The following is a 13,516-nucleotide window of genomic DNA, read 5'->3' as shown; positions in this document are numbered from 1 at the left end:
GGCCGCCCGGTTGGGTTACAGGTGGGATTCGGCGTATTCGGCCAGGATCGAGCGCGGTACGCCCTGCAGGGTGATGTGGACCCCGTTGGGGAAGTCCTTGAAGCGTTCGGTCAGGTAGGTCAGCCCGGAGCTGGTCGCGGACAGGTAAGGGGTATCGATCTGCGCCAGGTTACCCAGGCACACCACTTTGGAACCGGCGCCGGCACGGGTGATGATGGTTTTCATCTGGTGCGGGGTCAGGTTCTGGCATTCGTCGATCAGGATCAGGCTCTGCTGGAAGCTGCGCCCGCGAATGTAGTTGAGGGATTTGAACTGCAACGGCACTTTGCTGAGGATGTAGTCGACGCTGCCATGGGTGCTTTCGTCATCCATGTGCAAGGCTTCGAGGTTGTCGGTGATCGCCCCCAGCCACGGCTCCATTTTCTCCGCCTCGGTGCCGGGCAGGAAACCGATCTCCTGGTCCAGGCCCTGCACGCTGCGGGTGGCGATGATGCGCCGGTAGCGCTTGCTGACCATGGTCTGCTCGATGGCGGCGGCCAGGGCCAGGATGGTCTTGCCGGAACCGGCGGCGCCGGACAGGTTGACCAGGTGGATATCCGGGTCGAGCAAGGCGAACAGGGCCAGGCTCTGGTAGATGTCGCGAGGCTTGAGGCCCCAGGCTTCCTGGTGCAGCAGCGGTTCCTGGTGCAGGTCGAGGATCAGCAGTTTGTCGACCTGGATTTCCTTGATCCAGCCGACGAAGCCTTGTTCGTCGATGATGAACTCGTTGATGTGCACGGCCGGCAGGTTGTCGATCAATTGCACCTGGTGCCAGGTGCGGCCATGGTCCTGGCGAGTCTCGACCTTGCTCACACGGTCCCAGAAGGAGCCGGTCATGGTGTGGTAGCCGTTGGGCAACAGCGAAACGTCGTCAACCAGTTGGTCGGTGCTGTAGTCCTCCGCCGCGATCCCACAGGCGCGGGCCTTGAGGCGCATGTTGATGTCTTTGGTCACCAGCACCACGGACTGGTCCTTGTTGCGCGCGTGCAGGTCGATCAACTGGTTGATGATGATGTTGTCGTTCAGGTGTTCGGGCAGCACCAGGTTGGGTTCGGTGCGCTTGCTCATCAGGATCGAAAGCAAGCCCTTGGGACCACTTTTGCCGCGCTGGATCGGCACGCCGAGCTCTACGTCTTCCGGGGAGGCATCCCCCAGGGTCTTGTCGATCAGGCGGATCGCCTGCCGGCATTCGGCCGCAACACTGTGGTGCCCGCTCTTGAGCTTGTCCAGCTCCTCAAGCACGGTCATCGGGATGGCGACGTGGTGTTCTTCGAAGTTCAGGAGCGCGTTTGGATCGTGGATCAATACGTTGGTATCGAGTACATAGAGGATTGGCTGGTTGGAGGAAAGGCTACGTCCGTGGTCATCCATACTCGGTCACCTATGTGGGGGCCATTCGACGCAATACCGTGACAGTGCTGCGCCTCGAGGTAGCCACCGAATCCACCCGCGAGGGTTCAGGTGAACTGCACACAATCTGGGTCTTGGAAGACGCCACCTGTGTTGCAGGTTTCGGCGGTCTGACTTCTTGATACTCCAAAAACCATGACAGGAAAAAGCACTTTGACGCTTTTTTGAAGTTTATTTTTCAGAGTGACGAATAACCCTTGGCGTACCGCCGTCGCGCCGTTAAAGTCGGAAGTCCGGTTGTCATGAATCTGTTCCGGATTTTCCTCCTTCCCCAATGTTTCCGGGCCTTTCCCGGTTTCAGCGAAACGCCTCCTGACAGTCCGCCCACCCGATCCCGCTCTGCGCCGTCTGCGCCATGAGCCAGGGCATCGCCGTTTTCACCCCATCCTGCTTGGCGTTGAAATTGATCACCCCGTGGCGCCACAGCAGCATCAGGGTCAGCACACGCTGGGCGCTTTGCTCAGGCTTGAGCCGATTGCCGCTATCCTGGGGATCGATGTCCCACAGCGCCACCTGCAGGCCCTGCTGTCGGAAAAACCCTTCGGCATCGCCACGGCGCTGGCCTTGGGGCGGCCGGAACAACGGCACATAATTTTCGGGCAGCTTGCCCTTGACCAGCTCGACACTGCGCCGGACCGAGTCTTGCCAGTCCTGCCAATGACTGTGGGAACGGAACTCCCAGCCCTGCACACCTACGCACTGCCCTGCATACAACATCTGGAGACTGTTGACCGAGCGCTCTTCCAACCGCGCCTGGATGTCCTTGCCCAGCACGAAGAAGGTGCCGTTCATGTTCGCCTTGCGCAGGTAGTCGGTCAGCCACGGGGTGTTGTCCGGCACGACGTTGGCGGCGCTGTCGAAGGTCAACAGGAACAGCCGGTCGTTCATCTCCTCGCCGTTGCGCTCGTATTCGCCAAAACGGGCGATTTCACTGCTGGTTTGCGGGAAAAGCGCGGCTTTACGTAGCAGTTCATCACGATATTGCGTATGAAAGATCTGGCTCGGTGCCGCCCATTTGATGTAGTAGGAGTCGTCATCGAGATGGAACCTGCGGGCCTCTTCACGCAGGGTCGCCATGTCCTCGACCAGGTAACAGAAGGACGCATCCTGATCGCAACTGCGCTGGGCGAAGTTGTAGTTGCTCAGCAACCGTTGCCACAGCCGGGCACGAAGAGCGTCGATCGCGACCATATTGACCGTGCGCAGCCCCAGGTACTGCTTGAGCGCGATTTCGTCCATGGCATCGACGTCCAGCAAGCCCCGGGCGAACATCAGGATCTCGGCCCGCGAGGCCACGTCGAACAGCGTCGGGCTGGTGAGTTGTTCCGGCCAGGTCGTGCGGTCCAGGGTGGCGACGTCGTTGGGCGCCGCGAGGGCGCCGAAGCTCAACAGCCAGGCCGATAACACAAGGGCGATGCGCAAAAGGGATGTCTCCATAACGAAACCCGCGCGGCATCATAGCCGATCTGTGACGAGGGGATTTATCCCCGCTGGGCTGCGCAGCAGCCCCAACAAAAGTGGAATCAATCTGATTAATGAGATTGCCGTGATTCAGGCGACACGGTCCATCTGCGAGACTGCGTCATCGTTCATCGCGAGCAAGCTTTGCTCCCACAGCCCCCTCGCCACAAAAGCCCATCAATGCTCGCCCCATCCATCACCTATTGCCTCGATAGCTGGAGTCCACCCGGACAACCCCCTAGAATCGCCGAACCTTCAAGGAGACGATTGCATGCTGATGGTGATTTCCCCCGCCAAGACCCTCGATTACGAAACACCGCCGGCCACCGCGCGCTTTACCCAGCCGCAGTACCTGGATCACTCCCAGGAACTGATCGAACAACTGCGCGCACTCTCGCCGGCACAGATCAGTGAACTGATGCACGTCTCCGACAAGATCGGCGGCCTCAATGCCGCGCGATTCGGCAGTTGGACGCCAGCGTTCACCCCAGCCAACGCCAAGCAGGCGCTGCTGGCCTTCAAGGGTGACGTGTACACCGGCCTCGATGCGCAAAGCTTTGGCGAAGCCGACTTCGACTATGCCCAGCAGCACTTGCGCATGCTCTCGGGGCTCTATGGCCTGCTGCGCCCACTGGACCTGATGCAACCCTATCGCCTGGAGATGGGCACGAAGCTGGCCAATGCCCGCGGCAAGGACCTGTATGCCTTCTGGGGCACGCGCATCAGCGAATGGCTGAACGAAGCCCTGGCCGAACAAGGCGATGACGTCCTGTTGAACCTGGCGTCCAATGAATACTTCTCGGCGGTCAAGCGCAGCGCACTGAAAGCGCGCGTCATCGATACCGAATTCCGCGACTTGAAAAATGGCCAGTACAAGATCATCAGCTTCTACGCCAAAAAGGCCCGGGGCCTGATGAGTCGTTTCGTCATTGAAGAGCGTATCAACGACCCTGCGGCACTCCGCCAATTCGATGTTCAGGGTTATCGCTTCAATGCACTACAGTCGAGCCAGGACAAACTAGTGTTCTTGCGCGATCATGCTCCCGAATAAGGCATAACCTTATATCGCCCCTGATCGGGGGCTTCGATCAAGCCCCGATCTGTCATCTTAGTTCCCCGCCTGTTTCGCCAGTTTCATGACGTCAATTAATCGCCCCACTCCCCCTCTAACTTTTCTTTCACTCGACACTCGTCAGTTTTTTGCGTAGTGGCACCGAAATTTTTTATAGGTAGTGGCACAAAACCATCTACCACTCCTAACTCCCCATTAATAAAGGATGAAACGGCAAGTGCCATCATATTGAGGGCAGTGCCATCTTGGATAATATTTCGAAAAATTTCGAAAATCGCGATGAGCGGATCGGAACTATGTGAAATTGCACGGCTCATACCACCCGTAACGATTCTCACGGAGCGTGTAAGAGATGACTTACACAGGCTGTCGATCCAAGTAACCAAGTTGTCATGGCAATTTAGCGAAACGGTCGCCTATCTGGATCCATCTTATAAAGGACAGGAGATAACGCACCATTACTATCCCCTACAAGGCCAAGGCTGCGCCCCTATAACGTGCTCACCCGAGCACACAAGCTTCTGATTTTGTGGGCTTTTGCCAGGAATCGGAGGTGAGAGACTTTTTGCACGAGCGTTCTTGATTTACAGGGACTGGCTGCATAACAGGGCAGGTCATAACAACTAGGCCGCTTTGCGCACAACTTGAGTGCACTTATTTAGACACTCGGAACTTAGTATGCCTGCACACGGCACTGTGGCGCCTGCATTCCACACTTCCGAGTGCTCGATGACCGCTGAACACTATTAACTCCGGCCATTTAATGGCGTGAAAACAGAGGTAAATGCGATGCGCATTAGCATATTTGGTTTGGGTTACGTCGGTGCAGTATGTGCCGGTTGCCTGTCTGCACGGGGCCATGATGTAGTTGGCGTGGATGTCGCCAAAGACAAAATCGACATGATCAACGCCGGTAAATCGCCGATCGTTGAACCGGGTCTTGGTGAGCTATTGGCGCAAGGCATTCAAACTGGCCGACTGCGCGGCACGACCAACTTCGCCGAGGCGATTCGCGATACTGACCTGTCGATGATCTGCGTCGGTACACCGAGCAAAAAGAACGGCGACCTGGAACTGAACTACATCGAAGCGGTGTGCCGCGAGATCGGTTTTGTCCTGCGTGACAAGACCACCCGCCACACTATCGTAGTTCGCAGCACCGTATTGCCGGGCACCGTGGCAAACGTTGTCATCCCGATTCTCGAAGACTGCTCCGGCAAGAAAGCCGGCGTCGATTTCGGTGTCGCGGTCAACCCTGAGTTCCTGCGTGAAAGCACCGCGATCAAGGACTACGACCAACCGCCGATGACCGTTATCGGTGAGTTCGACACCGCCTCCGGCGACGTCCTGCAGTCGCTGTACGAAGAGCTCGATGCGCCGATCATCCGCAAGGACATCGCCGTCGCCGAAATGATCAAGTACACCTGCAACGTGTGGCACGCCACCAAGGTGACCTTCGCCAACGAGATCGGCAACATCGCCAAGGCCGTCGGCGTCGACGGTCGTGAAGTGATGGACGTGGTCTGCCAGGACAAGACCCTGAACCTGTCCCAGTACTACATGCGCCCAGGCTTCGCCTTCGGCGGCTCCTGCCTGCCCAAGGACGTTCGCGCCCTGACCTACCGCGCCGGCGCCCTGGACGTGGAAGCACCGCTGCTCAACTCGCTGATGCGCAGCAACGAGTCCCAGGTGCAAAACGCCTTCGACATCGTTACCAGCCACGACAAGCGCAAGGTCGCCCTGCTGGGCCTGAGCTTCAAGGCCGGCACCGACGACCTGCGCGAAAGCCCGCTGGTGGAACTGGCGGAAATGCTGATCGGCAAGGGTTTCGACCTGAAGATCTACGACAGCAACGTCGAATACGCCCGCGTCCACGGTGCGAACAAGGATTACATCGAGTCGAAGATTCCTCACGTCTCGTCCTTGCTCAACGCCGACTTCGACTCGGTGATCGACAGCTCTGACATCATCATCCTGGGTAACCGCGACGAGAAGTTCCGCGCGCTGACCGAAAACGTACCGGAAGGCAAGCAGGTCATCGACCTGGTCGGCTTCATGTCCAAGGCCACCAACCCGAGTGGCCGGACCGAAGGCATCTGCTGGTAAGTCTGTTTGCCGGCCGGGGCATGCCCCGGCCGGCCTTTCGCCTGCCTTAACCCATCGGGCCGCCCACAAGGCCCGCCCGAGATAGAGACGGATGCAGATTATGCACAGGCTAAAGCACGGCCTGCTTCAGGCCGCCGGTTGGCTGTTTTACTTGAGTTTATTGATGGGCATCGCCATGGCGCTGCCCACGTCCACGTTCGACTCCGAATCCAAGGACTTCATCTTCCTGATCGGCGCCGTGGGCATCTGGCGTTACTCCATGGGAGCGACGCATTTCGTGCGCGGCATGATCTTCCTGTACATCGTCTACCCACACCTGCGCCGCAAGGTCCGCAAGCTGGGCAAGGCGGCGGATCCGTCCCACGTGTACCTGATGGTCACCAGCTTCCGGATCGATGCGCTGACCACTGCCCAGGTGTATGGCTCGGTGATCCGCGAGGCCATCGACTGCGGGCTGCCCACCACCGTGGTCTGCTCCATCGTGGAAATGTCCGACGAATTGCTGGTCAAGAGCCTCTGGACCCGCATGAACCCGCCTGAGCGAGTCAAGCTGGACTTCGTGCGTATTCCTGGCACCGGCAAGCGTGACGGCCTGGCCTACGGCTTCCGCGCCATCTCCCGCCACCTGCCGGACGACCGCGCCGTGGTCGCCGTGATCGATGGCGACACCGTGCTCGCCGAAGGCGTCGTGCGCAAGACCGTGCCGTGGTTCCAGCTGTTCGGCAACGTCGGCGGCCTGACCACCAACGAGTTCTGCGAAGTGCGCGGCGGCTACATCATGAGCGAGTGGCACAAACTGCGCTTCGCCCAGCGGCACATCAACATGTGCTCCATGGCCTTGTCCAAGCGCGTGCTGACCATGACCGGGCGCATGTCGGTGTTCCGCGCCACCGTGGTCACCAACCCGGACTTCATCGCCGACGTGGAAAGCGACTCGCTGCAACACTGGCGCCTGGGCCGCTTCAAGTTCCTGACCGGTGACGACAAGTCGAGCTGGTTCAGCCTGATGCGCCTGGGCTACGACACGTTCTACGTTCCCGACGCGGCGATCAACACCGTCGAGCATCCGCCGGAGAAGAGCTTCATCAAGGCCAGCCGCAAGCTGATGTTCCGCTGGTACGGCAACAACCTGCGGCAGAACTCCCGGGCCCTGGGCCTGGGCCTGCGCCGTCTGGGCCTGTTCACCTCGGTGGTGCTATTCGACCAGCGCGTGTCGATGTGGACTTCGCTGCTGGGCTTGACCGTGGCCTTGATCGCCAGCTTCAAGTACGGCACCGCGTTCATCCTGGTGTACCTGCTGTGGATCGGCATCACACGGTTGATCCTGACCTTGCTGCTGTCGTGCTCCGGTCACCGGATCGGCCCCGCCTACCCGGCGATTCTCTATTACAACCAGATCGTCGGCGCGTTGGTGAAGATCTACGTGTTCTTCCGCCTTGACCAGCAGTCCTGGACTCGCCAGCCCACCTCACTGACCCGTGATCTCGCCAGCTTTCAACGTTGGTTCAACACTTGGTCGTCTCGGACCATGACCTTCTCCGCCGGCAGCATTTTTGTCGCCGTGCTGCTGACGATGGTCTGACCGGACTTGAATGAATTAACTAGGAAATCGCCCCTATGAACACCGCCGTGAATGTCAACGTAGTGCATGAATCCGAAGCCCAGCGCCAACATGCCCGGGTCAAAATCCCGGCCAAGCTGCGCTTCTTCGGCCCCGACCGTACGCCCATGGAAGTCAAGGTCCTGGACCTGTCCGCCGGTGGGCTGTGCTTCAACGCCGGCCAACTGCCGCTCAAGGTTGGCGAGACCTACAAGGCTCGCCTGCAGTTCGTGATCGACAACCTTGGCCTGGCCATGGACGTGGAGTTGCAGATCCGTTCCTACGACCGCCAGACCGGCCGCACCGGTTGCCAGTTCCAGAACCTGGAGCCGCGGGACATCTCGACACTGCGTCACATCATCACCTCGCACCTGGCCGGCGACATCGTCGGTGTCGGTGACGTGCTGGCGACCCTGCAACGCGACAACTTCACCAAGGCCCGCAAGCAGAAAGACGAAAACGGCGGCATGAGTGCCTTGGGTCGCCTGCGCGCCGTGACCTTCAGCCTGGGGGTCTTCGTCGTTGGCCTGGCGGCGTTCGGTTTCATCTTCAAGTCGGTGTACGGCATGTACTTCGTCAGCCACGCCCAAGCCGGCCTGGTGAACGTACCGGGCATGGCCATCACCATGCCGCGCGACGGCACCGTGCAGAGCCTGGTCAAGACCGACGGTGTGGCCGCCAAAGGCGCCCCGCTGGCGACCTTCAGCACCAGCATGCTCGACGTGCTCAAGGGTCACCTGGACGACAACCAGTTGCAGCCGGCCAAGGTCGAGGAGCTGTTTGGCAAGCAAATGACCGGCACCCTGACCTCCCCGTGCGATTGCATCGTGGCCCAGCAAATGGTCGCCAACGGCCAGTACGCCAGCAAGGGCGACGTGATCTTCCAACTGGTCCCACGAGGCACCGAAGCCAACGTCGAAGCGCGCTTCTCCTATCGCCAGTTCAACGACGTGCGCCCAGGCACCCCGGTCAACTTCCAGGTCGCCGGCGAAGACACCCTCCGTACCGGCAAGATCGTCAGCAGCACCAGCCTGAAAAGCGAAGACCTGTCCTCCGATATCCGCGTGCTGATCAAGCCTGACGAACCGCTGGACAGCGCGCTGGCCGGCCGTCCGGTAGAAGTCACCAGCGACCGTGGCCCGAACCTGAACTGGCTGATCGACAAAGCCATGGCTGTCGGTATTTAAGTCGAGGATATGCCCGTGACCACTCCACAAAACAACAATGCACCGCATTCCCTGTGGGAGCGAGCTTGCTCGCGATGGGATCGACGCGGTCTGTCTGGTACACCGAGCGGCCTGCATCGCGAGCAGGCTCGCTCCCACACAGGATATGCGTTGTGTGCTCTGGCGCTGGCAGTCAGTCTCAGTGGCTGTGCCGGCCTGCCCGACCAGCGCCTGGCCAACGAAGCGCTCAAGCGCGGCGACACGGCGCTGGCGCAGCAGAACTACCAGCAACTGGCCGACCTGGGCTACAGCGAGGCCCAGGTGGGCCTGGCCGACATCCAGGTGGACAGCCGCGACCCCGAGCAGATGAAAAAAGCCGAGGCGACTTACCGCGCCGCGGCCGATATCTCGCCACGGGCCCAGGCTCGCCTGGGTCGCCTGCTGGTGGCCAAGCCCGGTTCCACCGAAGCGGAAAAACACGAAGCCGAAGGCCTGTTGAAGAAAGCCTTCGCCAACGGCGAAGGTAACACCCTGATCCCGCTGGCGATGCTGTACCTGCAATATCCCCACAGCTTCCCGAACGTCAACGCCCAGCAGCAGATCAGCCAATGGCGCAGCGCCGGCTACCCGGAAGCGGGCCTGGCGCAGATTCTGCTCTACCGCACCCAGGGCACCTACGACCAGCACCTGGATGAAATCGAGAAGGTCTGCAAGGCTGCGCTGGCGACCACGGACATCTGCTACGTCGAACTGGCCACGGTCTATCAGAAACGCGGCCAGCCGGAACAGCAGGCCGCATTGCTCAAGCAGATGCAGGACGGTCACGCCCGTGGCGTCGTATCCGCCCAGCGCGTGGACAGCGTCGCCCGTGTCCTGGCCGATGCCAGCCTGGGCAAGACCGACGAAAAGACCGCCCAGTCGTTGCTCGAAGGCATCGCCCCTGGCTACCCCGCAGCCTGGGTCAGCCTGGCGCAACTGCTCTACGACTTCCCGGAACTGGGTGACGTCGACAAGATGATGCAATACCTGGAAAACGGCCGCGCCGCCGACCAGCCTCGCGCCGAGCTGTTGCTGGGCAAGCTGTACTACGAAGGCAAGTGGGTCCCGGCCGATGCCAAGGCCGCCGAGGCGCATTTCCAGAAAGCCGTGGGCCGCGAAGTGGCCGCCGATTACTACCTCGGCCAGATCTATCGCCGCGGCTACCTGGGCCAGGTGTACTCGCAAAAAGCCCTGGACCACCTGCTCAAGGCCGCCCGCAACGGCCAGAACAGCGCCGACTTCGCCATTGCCCAGCTGTTCTCCCAGGGCAGGGGCACCAAGCCCAACCCGGTCAACGCTTATGTGTTCAGCCAGTTGGCCAAGGCGCAGAACACCCCGCAAGCCATCGAGCTAGCCCAGACCCTCGAAGCACAATTACCGCCGGAACAACTTGCACAAGCGCAACGCCTGCTACAACAAGAGCAGGCCATTCGCGGCGCAATGAGCCCCGATACGCTGGAACTGCAAGCCCTAAAAGAAGATGACGGCGAGGAACCTCTATGAAGCTTTTGAAGCTCAATCCTTTTGTGCAGGCTGGTATTGGCCTGTCGTTTGCTCTGCTGTGGTCCTGCCCGACCCTGGCGGCACTGACCGAGAGCAAGAATTTCGGCCTGGAAGTGAAGATCACCGGCCAGTCCGAAGACGACCGTGACCTCGGCACCCAGAGCGGTGGCGACGTCAACGGTGTCGGCCTGGACCTGCGTCCCTGGGTCTACGGTGAAAGCGAAAGCGGTGCCTGGAGCGCCTATGCCATGGCCCAGGCCGTGACGTCCTCCGACATCATCGAGACCGACACCCTGCAACAGTCCGATGGCAGCACCCAGCAAACCGACAGCGGCGATCGCGAAGCCAAGAAAAGCTACCTGGCCATGCGCGAGTTCTGGATCGGCTACCGCGGCCTGACCCCCTACCCGGGCGAGCAGTTGAAGTTCGGTCGCCAACGCCTGCGCAACGACGACGGCCAATGGCGCGACACCAACATCGAAGCCCTGAACTGGACCTTCGACACCACCTTGCTGCGGGCCAACCTCGGCGTGGCCGAACGCTTCAGCGAATACCGCACCGACCTCAAGGAACTGTCCCCCAAGGACAAGGACCGCCTGCACGTCTATGGCGACGTGGGCTACCAGTGGATGCCAGGCCAGTGGGCCAGCATCCGTGCCCACCATTCCCATGACAACGGCAGCCTCGACTACCCGACCCCGGGCGAGCCCACCGACACCCTGGACAAGACCCAGAACGGCGACATCTCCTGGCTGGGCCTGGAAGCCAACAGCGATGCCTACAACTGGCGCAACACCAACACCGTCAACTACTGGGCCAGCATCACCGGCATGAGCGGCGAGCGCGACACCGTCAACCCGCTCAACGCCGACGGCACGCGCCCGACAGAAGCCAAGCACAGCGATGATGTGGACGGCTGGGCCACTGACCTGGGTATCCGCTTGCGTCTCGACCCGCAATGGCAAGTCGGTGCGGCCTATGCCCGCGCCAGCGACGAGTACCAACAGAACGGCCTGCAAAGCAACCGCTCGAACTTCACCGGCACCCGCTCGCGGGTCCACCGTTTCGGCGAAGCGTTCCGGGGCGAAATGGCCAACACCCAGAGCGCCAGCCTGTTCGGTTCCTGGCAGTTGCGTGACGAATACGATGCCAGCCTGGTGTACCACAAGTTCTGGCGCGTGGACGGCAACAAGCCCGTGGGCAGCAACGGCATCAACGCCGTGGAAAACAACACCGACGACGTGACCGGCGCGATCCTGTCCACCTCGACCCTGCCGCTGCGTGACGGTGACAAGGACCTGGGCCAGGAAGTCGACCTGGTGGTCACCAAGTACTTCAAGCAAGGCCTGCTGCCGGCCGCGCTGAGCCAGTCCATCGATGAGCCGTCGGCGCTGGTGCGCTTTCGTGGCGGTGTGTTCAAGCCAGGCGACGCCTACGGCAAAGAGGTCGATTCGTACATGCATCGCGCCTTTGTCGACGTGATCTGGCGCTTCTGATGCGAATGGCCATGGGAGTGCCCGATATGAACCGCTACCTCAGGAACAGCCAGGCGATGAAAGGTTCGATCAGCCTGTTGGTCGCAGCCATGCTGCTGGCTGGCTCGCCGGCGTTCGCCAACGTTGAACCGGCGGTCAAGCCGGGCAACGTGGTCAAGGAACTGCAACGGGCCAAGACCTACACGGTCAGCAGCGCGCCGACCGCACCGCTGGAATTGGCCAAGCCGACCCTGCCCGACCTCAAAGGCTTCACCGCCGAAGCGGCCGCGGCCAAGATCGTGCGCACCAAGCCCGGCAAGGTCAGCGTGCGCCGGATGATGCAGGAAAACGCCTTGAAGGACTTCATTGGCGGCGACAACAAGATGGCCGAGTGGGTCGTGCGCCAGCACGGTATCCCACAGGCCATCTTCCTCGACGATGGCTACATGAACCTCAAGGACCTGGCCAAGAAACAGCCCAAGTACATCATCGAAACCTCGCCGGGTGTCTACCTGGCGAGGATTCCGATCGTGGTCGGCCAGAAAGGCATCCTGGAGATCGACAAACAGACCCAGGAACTGCGCCTGTCCCAAGAGGGCGGCTCATTCCTGGTCAACGATGGCCAGATGTTCATCCGCGACACCAAGGTCACCGGCTGGCGCGAAAAGGACAACGGCCCTGCCACGTTCCGCTCGCCCAAGGAGTTCCGTCCATTCCTGCTGGCCTGGGGTGGCACCGAGACCTACATCGTCAACACCAAGATGGCCAGTTTCGGCTACGCCAACAGTAAGTCGTACGGGGTGAGTATTTCCCAGTACACGCCGAACATGGCCAAGGTCCTCAAGCGCCCGGAACCGACTGGCTGGATCATCGGTTCCGAGTTCTCGGACATGTGGTACGGCTTCTACTGCTATGAGACCCGCGACTTCGTGGTCAAGGGCAACACCTACAAAGACAACATCGTCTACGGCATCGACCCCCACGACCGTTCCCATCGGCTGATCATTGCCGACAACACCGTCTACGGGACCAAGAAGAAGCACGGGATCATTATTTCCCGAGAGGTCAACGACAGCTTCATTTTCAACAACCGCAGCTACGACAACAAACTCTCGGGCCTGGTGATCGACCGTAACAGTGTGAACAACATCATCGCCTACAACGAGATCTACAAGAACCACACCGACGGCATCACGCTCTATGAGAGTGCTGACAACCTGCTGTGGGACAACAAGGTGATCAGCAACCGCCGCCACGGCATCCGTATTCGTAACAGCGTGAACATCCGCCTCTACGAAAACGTCGCCATGGCCAACGGCCTGACCGGTATCTACGGCCATATCAAGGACCTGTCCAACACCGACCGGGACATCAAGCTCGACCCGTTCGACGCCGAGGTCTCGCTGATCGTGGTGGGTGGCGAACTGGCTGGCAACGGCAGCGGCCCGCTGACCATCGACTCGCCGCTGAGCGTCGAGCTGTACCGCGTGTCCATGCTCGCGCCGACCAAATCCAGCGGCATCACTTTCACGGGAGTTCTGGGCGAACGCCAGGATGAAATTCTCGACCTGTTGGTGCGCCAGCAGAAAGCCGTGCTGATCGACCCTGTCGAACGCCAGACCGAATTGCGGGACTGAGGATGACC

Annotated in this window: 10 protein-coding genes; 7 read left to right on the top strand and 3 right to left on the bottom strand. The window is 60.6% G+C overall.

Annotation, left to right across the window (positions count from 1 at the left end):
* Positions 1 to 15: 15 nt before the first annotated feature.
* Both BLU85_RS23915 and BLU85_RS23910 read right to left on the bottom strand, forming a co-directional pair.
* Positions 16 to 1,410: a PhoH family protein gene (locus BLU85_RS23915; RefSeq protein WP_092204112.1), complete on the bottom strand. Its 1,395-nt coding sequence runs from the start codon at positions 1,408 to 1,410 to the stop codon at positions 16 to 18.
* A 336-nt stretch (positions 1,411 to 1,746) separates the two neighbouring features.
* On the bottom strand, positions 1,747 to 2,871 hold the full coding sequence (locus BLU85_RS23910) for a polysaccharide deacetylase family protein (protein ID WP_092204113.1): 1,125 nt from the start codon (positions 2,869 to 2,871) through the stop codon (positions 1,747 to 1,749).
* Between the two features lie 310 nt (positions 2,872 to 3,181).
* On the opposite strand from BLU85_RS23910, the gene yaaA reads away from it, so the two are divergent.
* Positions 3,182 to 3,961 (top strand): peroxide stress protein YaaA, encoded by a 780-nt coding sequence (gene yaaA, locus BLU85_RS23905; protein ID WP_092204114.1) that lies wholly within the window; start codon positions 3,182 to 3,184, stop codon positions 3,959 to 3,961.
* A gap of 95 nt (positions 3,962 to 4,056) precedes the next feature.
* Here yaaA and BLU85_RS30815 read toward each other — a convergent pair whose 3' ends face one another.
* Positions 4,057 to 4,299, bottom strand: a complete 243-nt coding sequence (locus BLU85_RS30815; RefSeq protein ID WP_139208025.1) for a hypothetical protein — start codon at positions 4,297 to 4,299, stop codon at positions 4,057 to 4,059.
* Between the two features lie 472 nt (positions 4,300 to 4,771).
* Between BLU85_RS30815 and BLU85_RS23900 the strand changes: the two genes are divergently transcribed.
* The 6 genes from BLU85_RS23900 to algG all read left to right on the top strand — a co-directional run bounded on the left by BLU85_RS23900 (position 4,772) and on the right by algG (position 13,508).
* Positions 4,772 to 6,088, top strand: a complete 1,317-nt coding sequence (locus tag BLU85_RS23900; protein WP_092204115.1) for a nucleotide sugar dehydrogenase — start codon at positions 4,772 to 4,774, stop codon at positions 6,086 to 6,088.
* Between the two features lie 100 nt (positions 6,089 to 6,188).
* The gene (gene alg8, locus BLU85_RS23895) at positions 6,189 to 7,670 is read left to right on the top strand and encodes a mannuronan synthase (RefSeq protein WP_371128509.1); all 1,482 of its coding nucleotides are present in this window, start codon (positions 6,189 to 6,191) and stop codon (positions 7,668 to 7,670) included.
* A gap of 35 nt (positions 7,671 to 7,705) precedes the next feature.
* Positions 7,706 to 8,875, top strand: coding sequence for an alginate biosynthesis protein Alg44 (locus tag BLU85_RS23885; protein WP_092204117.1), 1,170 nt, complete (start codon positions 7,706 to 7,708; stop codon positions 8,873 to 8,875).
* A gap of 9 nt (positions 8,876 to 8,884) precedes the next feature.
* Positions 8,885 to 10,396, top strand: a complete 1,512-nt coding sequence (gene algK, locus BLU85_RS23880; RefSeq protein ID WP_092204118.1) for an alginate biosynthesis TPR repeat lipoprotein AlgK — start codon at positions 8,885 to 8,887, stop codon at positions 10,394 to 10,396.
* Positions 10,397 to 10,401: 5 nt separating this feature from the next.
* Positions 10,402 to 11,892: an alginate export family protein gene (locus BLU85_RS23875; protein ID WP_092204161.1), complete on the top strand. Its 1,491-nt coding sequence runs from the start codon at positions 10,402 to 10,404 to the stop codon at positions 11,890 to 11,892.
* 26 nt (positions 11,893 to 11,918) lie between these two features.
* Positions 11,919 to 13,508: a mannuronan 5-epimerase AlgG gene (algG, locus tag BLU85_RS23870; protein WP_092204119.1), complete on the top strand. Its 1,590-nt coding sequence runs from the start codon at positions 11,919 to 11,921 to the stop codon at positions 13,506 to 13,508.
* The last annotated feature ends 8 nt before the right edge of the window (positions 13,509 to 13,516 follow it).

This window comes from Pseudomonas sp. NFACC14 (assembly GCF_900106885.1).
GTDB lineage: Bacteria > Pseudomonadota > Gammaproteobacteria > Pseudomonadales > Pseudomonadaceae > Aquipseudomonas > Aquipseudomonas fluorescens_AA.
The sequence above is the reverse complement of the archived record's forward strand: the minus strand, read 5'-3'. Positions and strand labels throughout refer to the sequence as shown.